Origin of the sequence: Sphingomonas sp. URHD0057 (assembly GCF_000620665.1) — a bacterium.
In the GTDB taxonomy this organism is placed as follows: domain Bacteria; phylum Pseudomonadota; class Alphaproteobacteria; order Sphingomonadales; family Sphingomonadaceae; genus Sphingomicrobium.
The window spans coordinates 916,344-932,383 of the sequence record NZ_KK211162.1; the positions used below are offsets into that span (position 1 = coordinate 916,344).

A 16,040-nucleotide genomic window follows, 5' to 3' on the forward strand; every position below is an offset into this window, starting at 1 on the left:
AGGTGGATCCCGGATCAAGTCCGGGATGACGAATGGGGGGACACATTCATGGAATACAGCCCAATTCTTGCGCCCGTCGTGGCGCTGGTCGCGTGGTCGATCCTCGTCATGCTGTGGATGTTCGTCGCGCGTTTCGGCGCCTTCCGCAAAATCGGCATCACGCTGGCGAATGCGCCGCGCGGCGGCCGCGGCGTTGACCTGGAGGGCCGCGTTGACGCCGCCGACCAGTGGAAATCGCACAATTACAACCATCTGATGGAGCAGCCGACGCTGTTCTATGCGATCGCGCTGACCCTCGCGTTCATGAACTTCGGTGGCGGGATCAATTACTGGCTGGCCTGGGGCTATGTCGTTTTCCGCATCCTTCACAGCCTCGTGCAATGCACGGCCAACGTCGTCGCTATCCGCTTCGCTTGCTTTGCGCTGGCCTCGCTATGCCTGATCGGCCTGACCACACACGCCGGTCTGCGCATCCTCCACGACTGCGGGATCATCGGCTGAACGAAGCGGCGAGCTCGATATGAGTCGACCAGCGGAACTGCCCCACCGGCCTGACCCATGACAGAGCGTAGCCGCCATCGGCCAGAGCCTTGGCATCGCGGGCAAAGGTCGCCGGGTTGCAGCTGACGTAGGCGATCCGCTGGACATTTGAGGCCGCGAGCTGGGCGGTCTGCTCGGCCGCACCGGCTCGAGGCGGATCGAGGATGACCGCTTCGAACTTGCCAAGCTCGTCGCGGTCGAGTGGTCGGCGGTAGAGGTCTCGATGCTCGACCGCCATGGCGGGCGCGGCGCGCTTCAAGGCTGCCGCCACATCGCGCGACGCTTCGGCCGCATAATCCGCGCCGATGGCGAGCGCGAACGTCCCGAGCCCAGCGAACAAATCCGCGATGGGCCTTCCATCCCCCACCGCCTCTCTGACCGAGGCAACAAGGGTCTCTTCGCCATCGACCGTCGCTTGGAGAAATCCGCCAGTTGGGAAGAGAACCGTTTTACCGGAAAGTGTCACTGTCGTCGGATGCGGCTCAAAGTGTGTTTCCGGACCCAAACCGCGATCGATAGCGAGCCTAGCCAGTCCGTTCTCCATGCCGAACGAACTCAGCGACTCGAGCGCATCATAACCTTGAGGATCGATGGCCGTGAGCAAGACATCGGCTCCCTCGTCCACGAGTGTCATGCGAATCTCGCCGATTGCCTTCGGAATCAGAAAGCTCATCAACAGTTTCCGTAGCGGCCCGACAAGCGCGAACAGCTCCGGCCTCAGGATGTGGCACTCGCGCATGTCGACGATGCGATGCGACTTCGCGGCGTTGAAGCCGATGACCGCGGCCTGCCCGACCTTAAGCGCCCGAAGCGTCGCGCGCCTGCGGCTGTTCGGCGGCGACAGATGCGGCGGGCGGATTTCGGCCGTCAGCCCGTGCTGGGCGAGCGCTCCTTCGATCCGTGACACGAGATAGCCGCGATAGGCCTCGTCGTCGGCGTGCTGGAGCTGACACCCCCCGCACTCGGGAAAGTGACGGCAGGGCGGCTCCTGGTGATGCGGCCCCGACGCCAGCGCGCCATCCTCGAGCAGCACGTCGCCAGGAACGCCCCAGGCCACATGGCGCCCGCTTGGTGTCACGCCGTCGCCGCGCGCCGCAATCCGGACGATCGGCTCGTTCACAGGGATGCGATTGCCCCCGGGATCGCGGCGGCCAGGTCGTCGGCGATCATTGCCGGGCCGGCGATCTCCGCCGCTCGTCCGTGCAGCCAGACGCCGGCGCATGCCGCCTCGAATGCCGGTATGCCTCGCGCGCGCAGGGCCGCAATCATGCCCGACAGAACGTCGCCGGTCCCTGCGCTCGCCAGCCACGCGGGCGCCGGCGGAGCGAAGCTGACGCGGCCGTCGGGCGAACCAACGATTGTGTCCGGCCCCTTGTAGACGACCACTGCACCGGATCGCCGCGCCGCTTCCAGAGCCTGGTCCGCCTTCGAGCCCTCGATCTGGCCAAACAACTTCGCAAACTCGCCCGCGTGCGGCGTGATGATGGCATCCTGGCCCCGCAGCCGCTCCGGCTCACCGAGCTGGGTGATCCCCTCGGCGTCGATGACCTTCGGCGCGCGGCTGGTCAGCGCCAGCGTCAGCAGCTGTGGGATCTCGCCCATGCCGGGCCCGACGAGCAGGCAGCCGATCCGCGGATCGTTCACTTCCGCGGTGTCGACCTGGACAATCGATGCCGGCAAACCCTCGATCGGCCGCGACGTGCTGACCCGGACATAGCCCGCTCCCATTCTCGCCGCCGCCGTCGCCGCGAGCGCGATCGCGCCTGGCATTTTGCCGGCCAGCGCGTGGACCAGCCCGCGGTCATATTTGTGCCCGCCGGGGTCGAGCCCTGGCAAACCTGGCGGCGCAATCTCGTGCCAGTGCGTCTCGGCCGCGATGCCGATGTCGGCAAGCGCGATCCGCCCGCATTTGCGCATCGCCGGGAACAAGCGGTGCGCGGGCTTGAGCGCGCCGAAGGTTACGGTGAGATCGAACGCGAGAACCTCGCTGAGCTCCGCTCCGCCGTCCGTCTCGATTCCGCTCGGCAAGTCGGAGGCGACCTTGGCCACAGCCCGGTCGCACAAGCGCGAAAGTTGTTGTGCGACAACATCTTCGAGGCCGCGCTTCAGCCCGGTTCCGAATAATGCATCGATGACCAGGGGCGCCGACCCCGTCTCGCCCGACAAGACTTCGACCTCGCCGTCCCATTGCGAGCGCGCCCATTGTGCCGCCTCGCTCCTGGGATCGCCGAGCGCCGCCACGCGCACCTCCACCCCGCGCGCCCTGAGCGACTGCGCGGCTACATAGCCATCGCCTCCATTGTTGCCGGGCCCGCACAGCACCAGCGTCGGCAAGGGGCCCGCAAACCGATATGCGGCCTCGGCGAGCCCTGCGCCCGCTCGTTCCATCAGTTGTTCGACGCTCGTCCCGGCATCGATCGCCGCCTGCTCGGCGGCGCGCATCTGCGCGGCAGTGAGGATGGGACGGCCGGTCATGGCCGCGCTCTAGCGCAGGCTGGTCGCCAGATGCCACCATTCACGCGGAACCGCCTCCGCGGCGGCGTCGCGCGCTTCCTCGCGGTCGAACAGCGCAAAGCAGCTCGCGCCACTGCCCGACATGCGCACGAACTCCGCTCCCGCCTGCGCCGAGAGCCAGGCGAGGACCGTCTCGATCTGCGGCACGAGGGCGATCGCGCTTGCCTGGAGGTCATTTCGCCCGAGGCGCCAATCCCCGAGCGGACCGCGATCCACGCCGTCCCATCCGGTAAACACGGCGGCCGTGCTCAGCGGGATCCGTGGATTGACTAGCAAAACCGGCGTTCCGGCCAGCTCGGGCAGGTCGACCGCAGTCAGCGCATCGCCGGCCCCTTCTCCCCGCGCCGGCAGGCTGAGCAGGCACGCGGGGACGTCGCTTCCGAGAGCGGGCGCGAGCTGCTGCGCCAGCCCCGGATCGAGCCCCCACAATGACGTCAGCAACCTCAGGGTCGCCGCAGCGTCCGCCGATCCGCCGCCAATCCCCGAAGCAATTGGCAGCCGCTTGTCGAGCCGGATCGCCGCCCCTTCGTCGATCTTCGCGGCGGCACTCAGCGCTCGCGCCGCTCGGAGCACCAGATTGTCGTCATTGGCGCCGAGATCGGACCCAAAGGGGCCCGTGACTTCGAGCGAGAGGTCGCTCGCCTCTTCCGCGCTCAGCCCATCGCCATCGACGCAGAAGGCGAACACCGTCTCGATATCGTGGCGACCATCGTCGCGCTTGCCGCGGACGTGCAGTGCAAGGTTGAGCTTCGCCGGCGCGATCTCGCGCGCCGGGATCACGGCGCGGCGTTGGTCGTGGTGAGCCCCGACGTAAGCTTCGCCTTCACTCGCGCGACGATCTCATCCTCTCCGGTCACCAGCGCCGCACTCCACGCGAACCGCGCCTCGTAGCGCCGTCCCGAGGTGTAAAGCGCATCGCCGAGGTGCTCCTGGATCTCGGCCTGGTCCGGGTCCTTCTCCGCCGCCTTTTGCAGGGTCGTGATGGCGTCCGCGGTCTTGCCGCGCTTGAACTGCGCCCAGCCGAGCGAATCGATGATCGAGGCATCTTCCGGCGCGAGAGCGCTCGCCTTGCGGATCATTGCTTCGGCAGCGTCGGTGTCCTCGCCCTTCTCGAGCTTCGCATAGCCGAGGAAATTCAGCAGCAACGGCTGATCGGGAGCAAGCGCCAAGCCCTTTTCCAGAGCCTGCTTGGTCTCAGGCCAGCGATTCGCTTCCTGGAGCGCGCTCGCCTGCAGCAACAGCATGGTCCACAAATCGCTCTTGCGGCCCTGGGCCTCGCCGAGCGCGATTGCGCGGCCGTAGGCATTGGCGGCCTCGTTATAGCGCTTCATCGCCTGGTAGACGTCGCCGAGGCGGGAGAAATCGCTGGCGGTGGCGTTCGGCGCCGCGGCGGCGGCAGCCGCGACCGCATAGGCCTCGTTGAAGCGCTTGCCCTCGCTGAGGACGCGGGCCTGGCCGTCGCGCGCCTCCGAAATCATGGCGTCCGACGGAGGGACCGCACGCAACAACCCAAGCGCCTCCTCCGAGCGCCCCTGAGTGTCGAGCAGAAGTGCCAAAAGGATCGTCGCGCCGCTGTTGTCCGGGTTTGCGTAACGCGCGACCTGGACCAGGCCGATCGGCGGGGCAGTCCGCTGCATGCGCGCGAGATCGGTGCCGAAGGCGGTCAGGATTTCGCTCAGCGCCTTGGCGGAATTGTCGATCGCCTGCCCGCTCCGCCGGCCGCCGAGGATGCGCTGGCGCGCGTCGCCGGCGCCGGCGTCGATCCCTTCGAGCATGATCTGCGCCCGCGCCCGGTCGCCGGCGGCAAGGAAGCCGTCGGCCAATGCCAGGCGCAGTCTCGTCTCCCGCGAACCCGCCGAGCCAATCGCGCGGCGCGCATAGGGCTCGGCGTCCGCGGTCCGGCGGAACTTGAGCAGGATCAGCGCCTTCTCCTCGTCCCGCAGCGGCGCCAGCAGGCTGCCGACCGGGATCTGGTCGACCGTCGTCAATGCGCGGGTGAGGTCGCCGCGCTCGGCGAAGTCCCACGCGGTGATCACCGGCGACAGGAAAGACAGGTCGCCATTGTCCGCGGCAACGCTCAGCCACGGCAAAGCCCGATCCAGGCGCCGGCGGCGCACTTCGTCGGCGACGAGCAGCAACCGGGCATCGGTCGGCAGCTTGGCCGTCGGGATCGATCTCGCGAGCCTGAGCGCAAGGTCGATCTGCCCCGCGCCGAGCGCCTCCCCGAGCCCCTTCTTGGCCAGATCGGGATCGCTCGGCTGGGTTTCGGCCATCGCCGCGAACAGCGCGGCCGAGCGCCCATGATCGCCGTTCATCGCCGCCGCCCGGGCCTCGACATAGGTCCGGTTCGGATCGCCCGACGCGGCCAATTTGGCGGCGGCCGTCCCCGGAACCAGCGCCAGCGCCGCCACGGCGGCACCGGCGAGCAACTTACATGTTCGGGTAATTGGGGCCTCCGCCGCCTTCGGGGGTGACCCAATTGATGTTCTGGGTCGGGTCTTTGATGTCGCAGGTCTTGCAGTGAACGCAGTTCTGAGCGTTGATCTGAAGCCGCGGTTCACCGTTCTCGCCATCGACAAATTCGTAAACTCCCGCAGGACAATAGCGCTGCTCCGGGCCTGCATAAACCGGAAGGTTGATGGCGGTCGGTATGTCCGCGTCCTTGAGCGTCAGATGAACCGGCTGGTCTTCTTCGTGGTTGGTGTTGGAGATGAACACCGACGACAAGCGGTCGAACGTCAGAACGCCGTCGGCCCTGGGATAGTCGATCGGCTGCGCCTCTTTCCTGGGCTTGAGGCTCTTGTGGTCGGGCTGGTTCTTGAGCGTCCACGGGAGCGACAGGCCAAGCTGGCCGAGCCACATGTCGAGCCCCGCATAGAGCGTGCCGAGGGTGCCGCCCCAATGCGCCACCGCCGGTTGAGCGTTGCGAACCAGCTTCAGCTCTTTGGCGACCCAGCTGTTGTGGAGCGCCGCCGGATAAGCCTCGAGCAGGTCGCCTGAGCGATCCGCCGCGATCGCCTCGAACGCCGCTTCGGCGGCCAGCATCGCCGATTTCATCGCGGTGTGCGTGCCCTTGATTCGCGGCACGTTCACGAACCCGGCCGAGCAGCCGATCAGCGCCCCGCCCGGGAAGACCAGCTTTGGAATCGCCTGATAACCCCCCTCATTGATCGCCCGCGCCCCGTAGGAGACGCGGCGGCCGCCTTCGATTTCGGCGCGGACCGCCGGATGGGTCTTCCAGCGCTGGAATTCCTCGAACGGCGACAAATACGGGTTGTGATAATCAAGCGCGACGACGAAACCGAGCGCGACCTGGTTGTTCTCCTGATGGTACAAAAAGCCCCCGCCCCACGCGTCGCTGAGCGGCCAGCCTTGCGTGTGGATCACTCGCCCCGGCTTATGCTTGTCGGCAGGAACGTCCCATAATTCCTTGACACCAAGTCCAAAAACCTGGGGCCCGCTGTCCTTGCGAAGCTCGAACAGCACGCTCAGGCGCTTGGTCAAATGGCCGCGGGCACCCTCAGCAAAGAAGGTGTAGCGAGCGTGGAGCTCCATCCCGGGCTGGTAGTCGGGCCGATGGCTGCCGTCGCGGGCGATGCCGAGGTCGCCGGTGGCGACGCCCTTCACTGAGCCGTCATCGTTGAACAGGATCTCGGCCGCCGGAAAGCCGGGGAAAATCTCGACCCCCAGCTCCTCCGCCTGGCCTGCCAGCCAGCGGCAGAGATTGCCGAGGCTCAGGGTATAAGTGCCCTTGTTGCGCATGAACGACGGCAGCAAAGCGTGCGGCATTCCCCATTTGCCGCTTTTGGTCAGCAGCCAGTGATGGTTCTCAGTCACCGGAACGGTGAGCGGCGCGCCTTTGTCCTTCCAGTCGGGAATGAGCTCGTTCAGCGCAATCGGGTCGATCACCGCGCCAGACAGGATGTGGGCGCCGACCTCGCTGCCTTTTTCGAGGATGCAGACCGAAAGCTCGCGCCCGGCGGCGCTCGCCAGCTGCTTGAGGCGGATCGCAGCGCTGAGCCCGGCGGGGCCGGCGCCGACGATCACCACGTCATAGTGCATGGACTCGCGTTCGCTCATCGGTCCCTCTCCGGGCGTCCGCTCGGCGTCTCGTCGCGGCGGAAGCACAATTCGACTCACCCGCCCTGCCAATTCCTTGACCATGCCGTCAATGGCAGGGAGGAGTAGGCGCGTGGGTGGGGTTGTCGACGATATGACCCTCGCGGAAGCGAGGAGCGCGCTCGCGTGGTGGCTGGAGGCTGGCGTCGACGTCGCCGTCCAGGAAGGGCCGCGCGACTGGCTCAAGGCGCCGGCGCCGCGCGTGAAAGCCGCAGGCGAAGCTACGTCCCCGCCGAACGTCGTTCAGCCCAACCAGGAAACGCTCGCCGAGCTGCAGCAATGGCTCGCGAGCAGCGCCACCCTCCCCCTCGCCGGTCCGGCGGCCAAGCGTGTGCTACCCCACGGGCCGGAAAACGCGCCGGTGATGCTGCTCAGCGACGCCCATGCGCTCGAAGATGCGGCTGCGGGGCAGCCCATTGGGGGTGAGGCGTGGATCCTCGCTCAGCGGATGCTGGCCGCAATCGGGATCGACGTCGACGACGCCTACAGCGCGTCGCTGTCGAGCTTTCATGCGCCAGGCGCCCGGATGAGCGAGCAGGACCGCGCGGCCTGCGCCGAAATCGCTCGCCAGCATATCCGGCTGGCCCAGCCGAAGCGCTTGCTGCTGCTCGGCGAAGGGCCGTGCCAGGCGTTGCTCGGCAAGGGCCTCGTCGCCGCCCGGAGCCATATTCACAAGGTCGAAGGCGTGCGCACGGTCGCGACCTTTCATCCCCGTCAGTTGATTAATCAGCCCTCAAAGAAATCAATGGCATGGTGGGATCTTCTGCTTCTGATGGAGAATGAGTCTTGAAGGCGGGATGGCTTGCGTTCGGATGCTTGATTTGGGCCGCGCCGGTGGTGGCGCAGTCGTCTGACCCGCTCGCGCCTTTGCCCAAGGACACGCAATCCTCGCAACCCGCCGCGACGACGGTTCAGCCGGTAACCGCGCCAGTCACGGCGCCGACAGCCCCCACCATGCCTGTGCCCAAGGACTGGCGCGGGGTGTTCGACGCCATCGACGCCGGCGCCTGGGGATCGGCACAAGCGGGGATCGCGGCGCTTCCACCCGGCATCCTCACTCCGGTCGCGAGGGCCGAGCTTTACACCGCCAAGGGTTCGCCGACGGCCGATCTCGGGTCGCTCCAGGCGCTGATCGCCTCAGCGCCCGAGCTGCCGCAGGCCGACCAGCTCGCGGCGATGGCGATCAGGCGCGGAGCGATCACCGCCCCGCTGATCATCTCCGAGCGGGCGACGGTGAACCTCGGCTCCGCGCCGGTCCGCTACAAGGCGCGGCCGGTTTCCGGCGAGCCCGCCGCCGACGAGCTTCGCGCCTTGCTCGATCCGCTGATCAAGGCCGACGATGCCGCCGGCGCCGAAGCCCAGCTGCTGATCTATGCCCCGCAACTGTCCGCGGAAGCGCGCGCCGAAGCCGGGCAGCGGGTCGCCTTTGTCTATTACGTCATGGGTCTCGACATGGACGCGCGCCGCGTGTCCGACACTTGGCGCCAGGGCGCGACCGGCGAATGGGCATCGCAGGCGGCGTGGATCTCGGGCTTGGCCTCGTGGCGCCTGGGCGACTGCGAATCCGCGTCGCGCAATTTCCAGCAGGTCGCCGCGCTCGCGCAACAGCGTGAGCTTCGCGCCGGCGGCCTCTATTGGGCAGCCCGCTCCGAGCAGATGTGCCGTCGGCCGGCCTCGGTCGAGCCGCTTCTTCGCGCCGCTGCCAACACCGCGGAGGGCCCCGAAAGCTTCTACGGCCTGATCGCGCGCCAGACGCTCGGAATGACCACCGAGCTGCCCGGCGACCCGTTCACGGGCCGCGATCCACGAATCGATCAATATCCCAACGTCCAGCGGGCGATGGAGCTGGCGCGGATCGGCGAGCCGGCGCTGGCCGAGGAGATGCTTCGCCACCAGGCCAAAATCGGCTCGCCTGTCGAGCACCACGCGCTGATCCAGATGGCGAAGAGGCTCGACCTTCCGGCGGCGCAGCTCTGGCTCGCGAACAATGGGCCGCCCGGCGCGCGGTCCGACGCCGCCGACCGCTATCCCAATCCGCGCTGGTCACCGCTCAACGGCTGGCGAGTCGATCCGGCACTTGCGTTCGGCCACATTGTCCAGGAATCGGCGTTCCGGCGCACGGCCATCAGCGGCGCCGGCGCGGTTGGCCTGATGCAGGTCCTGCCGGTGACCGCGCAGCTCGTCTCGCGCAATCGGGGCGTGCCCTACACCACCGCCGCACTGACCGATCCGAAATACAATCTCGAATATGGGCAGTGTTTCATCGAAATGATGCGCGGCAATTCGGGGACCGCAGGCCAACTCCCGCGGGTCATCGCTTCCTACAATGCGGGTCCGCTCCCGGTTGGCCGCTGGGCGGCGATCAACGACAAGGGCGATCCGTTGCTGTGGATCGAGTCGATCCCTTATTGGGAGACGCGCTATTACGTGCCCGCGGTCCTCAGGAACATGTGGGTGTACCAGGGGCTCAACAGCGAAGGGACGCCGACGCTGAAGGCGATGGCCGAGCATCATTGGCCGCCGTTTCCGACCAGCATGACGCGGATGTCCAACTAGCTTCGTTCTTGTTATGTTCCCGCGTGAGGATTAGACTCGCGCCATGCCGGTCGAGTCGAGCCATGGTCGCGGGGCCACCCGCAACGCCACGCCCACGCGCTTCAACCTCAAGGAGCGTGTCGCGGAGGGCGAGTGGCTCGACCAGGTCGAGGGGATCGACGGTGTGCCGACCCGCCGCACGACGGTGACGATCGAGCATCCCAAGTCGATCCTGACCCGCAACAGCTCGCCCGACATCGGGTTCGACCGTTCGATCAACGCCTTTCGCGGCTGCGAGCATGGCTGCATCTATTGCTTCGCTCGACCAACCCACGCCTATCATGACCTGTCGCCGGGTGTGGACTTCGAATCGCGGCTGTTCGTGAAGCCGAAGGCCGCGCAATTGCTTCACGCGGCCCTGTCCCGCCCCGGATACGAGTGCCGGCCAATCGCGATGGGCACCAACACCGATCCCTATCAGCCGATCGAGGAGCGCTGGCGGATCACCCGCTCGGTGGTCGAGCTGCTCGTCGAAACCCGCCATCCCTTCACCATCACCACCAAGTCGGACCGCGTCCTCCGCGATCTCGACCTGCTCAAGCCCGCGGCCGACCTCCGCCTCGCGTCGGTCGCCATTTCCATAACGTCGCTCGATCCCCGGACCGCCCGGACGATGGAGCCGCGCGCGCCGCAGCCGAGGAAGCGCCTCGCCGCCGTCAAGGCGCTGAACGCGGCGGGAGTCCCCTGCTACGTCGCGATTGCGCCGGTCGTCCCGCAAATCACCGACCATGAGCTCGAGCATATCGTCGAGGCCGCGGTCGAGGCCGGGGCGCCGGGCGGTTTCTATCTTCCGGTGCGCCTGCCGAACGAGGTCGCGCCGCTGTTCCGCGCGTGGCTGGAAACGAATTACCCCGATCGCGCTGCCAAGGTGATGGCGACGATCAACTCGCTGCGCGGCGGACGCGACAACGATCCCAATTTTTTCAGCCGGATGCGCGGCCAAGGGCCGTGGGCCGACCTGCTCAAAACCCGGTTCGAGATTGCCGCCGCGAAATACGGGCTGAAGCAAGCCAAGTTCCCGCTCCGCACCGACCTGTTCCAGCCCCCTCAGGGCGATCAGCTGCGGCTGCTTTAATCGATCGACGTCGAAATTTTATCGGCTGTAACGCGTGACTCCCGCCCTCTCTTTGCTAGGCCGTCGTCCATGATCCGCATTCTCCTTTCCGCCGCCCTGCTGGCGTCCGCCGCATCGCTCTCGGCCCAGGGCCTGCCGACCCCGACGCCCGCCCCGTCGAGCCCGCCCCTCTATCTCCCGACCGTGCCGGCCCCGGTGGCAGCGCTGCGTGACCGCGCGCTCGACGATCATTATGCCTGGGACATCGTCGAAGGCCTGACGACCGAAGTCGGCCAGCGCATGGGCGGCACCGCCGCCGAGGCCCGGGCCCGAGAATGGGCGGTCGCCCGGCTGACGGCCATGGGCTTCTCGAACGTCCGGGTGGAGCGCTTTGCATTGCCGGTCTGGACTCGGGGGCCGGAGAGCGCGGAAATCCTGGCGCCTTTCCCTCAGCGTCTCGCGCTGACGGCGTTCGGCAATAGCGCGTCGACCTCGCCTGCCGGCATCACGGCGGAGCTCGTCGGCTTCGACAGCATCGCCGACCTGATGGCCGCGCCCGATGCCGCGGTGCGGGGCAAGATCGTGTTTGTCGACCATGCCATGCCGCAGACCCAGGACGGCTCCGGCTACAGCTTCTTCGGCGGCCCGCGGCGCCAGGGCCCGAGCATCGCCAGCCGCAAGGGCGCGCTGGCGATCGTCGTGCGCTCCATCGGCACCGACCATCATCGCAACCCCCACGCCGGCGGCCAACAATTCGAGGCCGGCGTGCAGCCCATCCCCGCCGCGGCTCTCGCAGTCCCCGACGCCGAGCAGCTCCAGCGCATCCTCAAGCGCGGCAAGCCGGTAACGATGCACCTGACTTTGGTCTCGACCGTCCAGCCGGGCGAATCGGGCAACGTCATCGCCGAGGTTCCGGGCCGCGACCGCGCCGCGCCGATCCTGTTGGTTGGCGGCCATCTCGACAGCTGGGACTTGGGGACGGGCGCGATCGACGACGGCGCGGGAGTCGCGATCACCACCGCAGCGGCCAAGCACGTCATGGACGCCGGTCGGCCGCTGCGGACCATTCGCGTGGTGTGGTTCGGGTCGGAGGAAATGGGCCTGTTCGGCGGTATGTTCTACAAGGACCTGCATGGCCGCGAGCCGCATCATGCGATCGCCGAGAGCGATTTCGGCGCCGACCGGATCTGGAAGGTCGATAGCAAGTTCGGCAAGGATCGCGAGGCGGAAGCGCGAGCCCTGCAGGCGGCTCTAGCGCCGCTCGGCATCGTCCCCGGCGCAATCGACAAGGCCGACGGCTCCGACGTCGGCCCGATGATCGACGGCGGCTTGCCCGGCGTCGGCCTGAGCCAGGACGGCACGCATTATTTCGATATCCACCACACACCCGACGATACACTGGACAAGATCGATCCGGCCCAGCTGCGCCAGAACGTCGCCGCCTGGACCGCGATGCTCGCGGTACTTTCCGGTGGAATTGAGCCGGGACCGAAACAGCCCAAGCGGCGTTGACCCTCCCAAACAAGGGAGGAATCCATGCGCTCGATGATCTTCGCTCTGCCGTTGCTCGCCCTCGCCGGCTGCAACGTAACCAAGGACGGCAATGCGGTCACCGTCCAGTACGACCAGAACACCGCCGAGAATGCGGTCGCCGACGTTACCAACACGGCGGAGAATGTCGCGGCGGACGTCGGCAATGAGGTCAAGAATACCGGCGACAAGATCGACAACAAGGTCGACCGCACCGATGCCAACGTGAACGTCAACGCCAACGTCAAGACCGAGAACAAGCAGTAGGCTTGTCGCTTACTCGGTGACGGATGGTCGGGGAGACAGGATTCGAACCTGCGACCCTCTGCTCCCAAAGCAGATGCGCTACCAGGCTGCGCCACTCCCCGATATCCGTCCCACGAGCTTGCGCTCGTGAAGAGCCGGTGGGCCCGGAAGGATTCGAACCTCCAACCTAGCCGTTATGAGCGGCCGGCTCTACCGTTGAGCTACAGGCCCGCCCCGGCCCGGTCGCGATAGCGGCGGAGCCGCTGGGCGCGCAACCCATCAAGCGAGCCGGGACGCCGGCAGCAGCAAGGCGAACGCCATCGGCGTCATCGTCAGGTCGCCGCCGGCCACGCGGGCGAGGCCGCGGACCAGCCGAAGTTGAAGCGCGACCGTGGCGTCGGCCTTGTCGGCTCCCGGTGAGTCCGGTTCGGCAAGCAAGGCGCTTGCGCTGCCGCGAAGCGCCGGCGGCCGGGTAATTGCGAATCGCCAGTGATCGCCGACGTGCTCGAGTGACAGCCGGATCCGCTCGCCCGACTGCGCGCGACCGATCACGGCGGCACCCAGCCGATAGACCAAGCGGTCGGCGAGCTCCGGCTCGACCGCAGCGATCGCGCTTTGCCGAAAGCGGGCGAAATCGAGCTCGACGCCGCGCGACGCCGCCAGGTCCTTCAACGATCCGGCAACTCCACCCAGCAGCTCGACGAGGTCGACCCGGCGGCTTTCCTTGCTGGCGCTGTGGATCTTCGCCGCGAAATCGAGGTCGTCGATCGCGCCGAGCAGCAACCGCGCCTGGGCAACGATGTCGGCCGCCCGCTCGCGATAACCGCGGTCGGCGGGGCCGAGAAGCTGCCCATCAATGATCTCGGCAAAACCGATGATCGCGTTCAGCGGGGTCTTGATCTCGTGGACCAGCTCGCGCAGGGAATCGGGGTCCGGCAGGCTTTCCGCCAGCGCGTCCGGCGCGGCTTTCGGCGCGGGAGCCTCGCGCAACGCGATCCCGCGGTAGCCGGCAAATCGCCCGTCGGCAGGCTCAAACGCGGGCACGCCGCTGACCTTCCATTCGCCGGCCACCGCCCCCTCCCCGGCGACGATCAACGAGGCGTCGCGAAACGGTGCGCGCATGGCGAAGGCCCGCGCCAGCTCCTCGCTCACGCGGTCGCCGTCCTGGTCCTGGGCGCGAGCGATCGAGCGGCCGATCAATGGGCCGCGCGGAGCACCCTCCACCCAGGCGATTTCGCCGCTTGGCCCGCATTCCCAGCGGAACAACCCGGCCGCGGACACCGGCGCCGCGCCGGCCAGGCCCCGGTCCGACGTCTGCTGGACCGCGCGGTTGCGCCGGCGGCGCTCGATTCGGGCAACGACTTCGTGAAGCGAGGGAGCCGAGGGCTTGGCCTCGACCTCGGGTTCAGGCGGCGGCGCTTCGATCAGCTCTTCGGTGAGGTCCGACTGGGGCGCGGCAGCAATGTCCGGATGAAGCGTTTGGACGAAGCGACGCGTTTCCTCATCGGCCTTGTCGAGGACCGTGCGCCACTGCGCCGGGTCAAGGCTCGCGGCGGCCAGCACCGGCGCCGACACCGCCAAGCTGTCGGAGGCGAAATATTCGAGCAAGCCGATCGGCAAGGGCAGCGCGGCAACGGCCCGCGCGGCAGCGGCGCGGAGGTTATCCTCGACCTGCGCCGCGTCGGAGCGGATCGCCGCGAGTGCATCCGCGACCACCGCGCTCGCGCTGTTCGGCCCGGCGCGCGCGACGAGATCGACCAGCTGCCGCCAGCGGACCGCCGCATCATGGCGGTCCGCGGCGGGCTGGTTCAACACAGTCAGCAGGCGATCGTCGAACCGCAAATCCCGTTCCCTCAAGACGCACTGGACAGTAGCCCTATGCGGAAGGGGGAGCGCCGCTAAGGCGGCAGCGCTTAACTATCCCGAAACGGGACAGTACCGAGATTGGTGCGCGCCCGGGAACTTTCCGGTGTCAGGCTCAGGTCTGGGTGTAGAGCAGCCAGTATTTCGCGATCTCGGACCGCGAGCCGCCGACCTTGTTGAGCGCAGCCGCGGCGTCGGCCTTGTCCCCGCTGCGCGCCAAAGCCATGCCGATGTGAAGATTGGCGGCTTCGGCGTCGGCGCCCGGCTTGGCCAGCGCGGCGCGATAAGTTTCGACGGCCTTCGCATAATTGCCGAGACCGTAATAGCGATCGCCGATGCGGATCAGCGTTGCGGCCGGTGGGGCGGTCTTCACCGCCTCGGCGAGGTCCGCCTCGGTCGCCTGCGGCTTGGCCTTGAGCCCGGCGACCATGTCGCGGAAACTCGCCGACGCCAGGTCGATATGCTTGGCGGCTGCGCCCTGGTTGAGGATCGCCAGCGCCTCGACATAATTGCCCTGCTGGGCCGAAGCGCTCGCATAGAGCTGGTAATCGTTCGGGTCAGTGAGAGCGCCGGTGGCGCTGGCCAAACGCAGCAGGTCCAGCACGCCGTCGGTGTCAGGATGGTTCAAGTTGCGGTAGATCGCGATCGAATCCTTCCAGCTCTTCGGGCTCGGATATGCGGCGACCCACTGGCGGGCGAGCGCAGGAGCGTTGGGCAGCTTCGCACTGTAGGCCAGCCCGGCAGTGCGCTTGACCCAATTCTCGTCGGGCTTGCGACCAGCGGCGGTCTGGACCTGGGTGCCGCGCTGCAATGCCGCGACGGCGTCCGCCGTGCGCCCTTGCGCGTTGCGGGTTTCGGCGAGCAGGCCGATGGCGTCGAGATCGTTAGGATCGAGCTGCAGGCGCTGATCGATGACCGCGGCCGCCTGATCATATTGCTTGGCGTTGAACCGCAGGCCGGACAGGTTTTTCAGTAGCGGCCCCAGCTCGGCCGGCTGAAGGACGCCCGTCGTCAGCATTGCGTCCATGGCATTCATGGCTGCAGCCGTGTCGTTCAGATCCGCGGCATGCTGAAGCTGGAGTTGCGCGAGGATGAAGCGGTCGTCGTTGGTGGAAACCACGGCCTGCGCCGCCGCCAGCTTGGCCTGGATCGCGGCTGGGTCCTTGCTCTTCACCGCGGTCTGCAGCTCGGACAAGGGCTTCAGCGCCTTGGCCGAGGGCTTGAGCTGCCGCTGCGGCTTTTCCTGGATCTGGCTCTGTGCGTTGGGCTGCGCCGCCGCCGGGACGGCGGAAAGCGCGGCTACGAGCGCGATCGCGCTGTACGTAAGTAGCTTCATCGAAAAGGTCTCCTGTGCCGGGCGGCCTGGTGCCGGCGCTCGAAATTGCGCGGCGACGCTTAGCTCCGGATTGAAAGCAGGCCAAGCATTTGCCGAAGGCGCTCTGAACCCCGATTGAACTGCCGCGAAATCCCCGCGGAAATCCTCACGCGCGCGGGCGCGCATGTGGCGTTTTGTGGCGCAACACCCTAAATAGGTCGCGGGGAGGCCGCAGTTCGCTGCATTCCCCCTGTGCACCCCTAA

Annotated in this window: 13 protein-coding genes and 2 tRNA genes; 6 read left to right on the top strand and 9 right to left on the bottom strand. The window is 67.4% G+C overall.

From position 1 onward, the window contains the following. The first annotated feature begins 48 nt into the window (after positions 1-48). Positions 49-501 carry an MAPEG family protein gene (locus N539_RS0113520; RefSeq protein WP_028970697.1) on the top strand — a complete coding sequence of 151 codons (453 nt, stop codon included), beginning with the start codon at positions 49-51 and terminating at the stop codon, positions 499-501. Here the strand turns inward: N539_RS0113520 and N539_RS0113525 are convergent. The 5 genes from N539_RS0113525 to N539_RS0113545 are packed head-to-tail and all read right to left on the bottom strand — an operon-like array spanning position 491 to position 7,134. Beyond that, positions 491-1,660 (bottom strand): class I SAM-dependent RNA methyltransferase, encoded by a 1,170-nt coding sequence (locus N539_RS0113525; RefSeq protein ID WP_028970698.1) that lies wholly within the window; start codon positions 1,658-1,660, stop codon positions 491-493. The two genes, N539_RS0113520 and N539_RS0113525, sit on opposite strands and share 11 nt — an antisense overlap. Beyond that, the gene (locus tag N539_RS0113530; protein ID WP_028970699.1) at positions 1,657-3,015 is read right to left on the bottom strand and encodes a bifunctional ADP-dependent NAD(P)H-hydrate dehydratase/NAD(P)H-hydrate epimerase; all 1,359 of its coding nucleotides are present in this window, start codon (positions 3,013-3,015) and stop codon (positions 1,657-1,659) included. The genes N539_RS0113525 and N539_RS0113530 overlap by 4 nt, the downstream gene beginning before the upstream one ends. 9 nt (positions 3,016-3,024) lie before the next feature. Continuing rightward, entirely contained in the window at positions 3,025-3,834 is an 810-nt protein-coding gene (locus tag N539_RS0113535; RefSeq protein ID WP_028970700.1) for a 4-(cytidine 5'-diphospho)-2-C-methyl-D-erythritol kinase, read from the bottom strand. After that, positions 3,831-5,483: a tetratricopeptide repeat protein gene (locus tag N539_RS17990; RefSeq protein ID WP_051531817.1), complete on the bottom strand. Its 1,653-nt coding sequence runs from the start codon at positions 5,481-5,483 to the stop codon at positions 3,831-3,833. The genes N539_RS0113535 and N539_RS17990 overlap by 4 nt, the downstream gene beginning before the upstream one ends. A gap of 1 nt (position 5,484) precedes the next feature. Further along, positions 5,485-7,134, bottom strand: coding sequence for an electron transfer flavoprotein-ubiquinone oxidoreductase (locus N539_RS0113545; RefSeq protein ID WP_028970701.1), 1,650 nt, complete (start codon positions 7,132-7,134; stop codon positions 5,485-5,487). Positions 7,135-7,246: 112 nt separating this feature from the next. Here N539_RS0113545 and N539_RS0113550 point away from each other — a divergent pair, with 112 nt between their 5' ends. From N539_RS0113550 to N539_RS0113570, 5 genes are all read left to right on the top strand, one after another. Next, positions 7,247-7,963 (top strand): uracil-DNA glycosylase, encoded by a 717-nt coding sequence (locus N539_RS0113550; RefSeq protein ID WP_051531818.1) that lies wholly within the window; start codon positions 7,247-7,249, stop codon positions 7,961-7,963. A 164-nt stretch (positions 7,964-8,127) separates the two neighbouring features. Continuing rightward, positions 8,128-9,729, top strand: coding sequence for a lytic transglycosylase domain-containing protein (locus N539_RS17185; protein ID WP_156029967.1), 1,602 nt, complete (start codon positions 8,128-8,130; stop codon positions 9,727-9,729). 43 nt (positions 9,730-9,772) lie between these two features. Beyond that, a complete protein-coding gene (locus N539_RS0113560) occupies positions 9,773-10,843 on the top strand; it encodes a PA0069 family radical SAM protein (protein ID WP_028970703.1) in 1,071 nt (356 codons plus the stop codon). 69 nt (positions 10,844-10,912) lie between these two features. Then, positions 10,913-12,334 (top strand): M28 family peptidase, encoded by a 1,422-nt coding sequence (locus N539_RS0113565; protein ID WP_028970704.1) that lies wholly within the window; start codon positions 10,913-10,915, stop codon positions 12,332-12,334. A 24-nt stretch (positions 12,335-12,358) separates the two neighbouring features. Then, positions 12,359-12,619, top strand: coding sequence for a hypothetical protein (locus N539_RS0113570; RefSeq protein ID WP_028970705.1), 261 nt, complete (start codon positions 12,359-12,361; stop codon positions 12,617-12,619). Between the two features lie 24 nt (positions 12,620-12,643). On the opposite strand, the gene N539_RS0113575 is transcribed toward N539_RS0113570, so the two are convergent. The 4 genes from N539_RS0113575 to N539_RS0113590 form a co-directional block, all read right to left on the bottom strand. Further along, positions 12,644-12,720, bottom strand: a tRNA-Pro gene (locus N539_RS0113575). A gap of 37 nt (positions 12,721-12,757) precedes the next feature. Beyond that, a tRNA-Ile gene (locus N539_RS0113580) sits at positions 12,758-12,829 on the bottom strand. Between the two features lie 48 nt (positions 12,830-12,877). Continuing rightward, a complete protein-coding gene (locus tag N539_RS0113585; RefSeq protein ID WP_156029969.1) occupies positions 12,878-14,455 on the bottom strand; it encodes a histidine kinase dimerization/phospho-acceptor domain-containing protein in 1,578 nt (525 codons plus the stop codon). 121 nt (positions 14,456-14,576) lie between these two features. Next, positions 14,577-15,797, bottom strand: coding sequence for a tetratricopeptide repeat protein (locus tag N539_RS0113590; RefSeq protein WP_156029971.1), 1,221 nt, complete (start codon positions 15,795-15,797; stop codon positions 14,577-14,579). Between the last annotated feature and the right edge of the window lie 243 nt (positions 15,798-16,040).

Excerpts from the sequence above, each read along its gene's own strand:
- N539_RS0113545 (WP_028970701.1), bottom strand. The coding sequence starts at position 7,134 with ATGAGCGAACGCGAGTCCATGCACTATGACGTGGTGATCGTCGGCGCC.
- N539_RS0113590 (WP_156029971.1), bottom strand. The coding sequence starts at position 15,797 with ATGAAGCTACTTACGTACAGCGCGATCGCGCTCGTAGCCGCGCTTTCC.
- N539_RS0113565 (WP_028970704.1), top strand. The coding sequence starts at position 10,913 with ATGATCCGCATTCTCCTTTCCGCCGCCCTGCTGGCGTCCGCCGCATCG.
- N539_RS0113520 (WP_028970697.1), top strand. The coding sequence starts at position 49 with ATGGAATACAGCCCAATTCTTGCGCCCGTCGTGGCGCTGGTCGCGTGG.
- N539_RS0113560 (WP_028970703.1), top strand. The coding sequence starts at position 9,773 with ATGCCGGTCGAGTCGAGCCATGGTCGCGGGGCCACCCGCAACGCCACG.
- N539_RS0113570 (WP_028970705.1), top strand. The coding sequence starts at position 12,359 with ATGCGCTCGATGATCTTCGCTCTGCCGTTGCTCGCCCTCGCCGGCTGC.
- N539_RS17185 (WP_156029967.1), top strand. The coding sequence starts at position 8,128 with ATGCCTGTGCCCAAGGACTGGCGCGGGGTGTTCGACGCCATCGACGCC.
- N539_RS0113530 (WP_028970699.1), bottom strand. The coding sequence starts at position 3,015 with ATGACCGGCCGTCCCATCCTCACTGCCGCGCAGATGCGCGCCGCCGAG.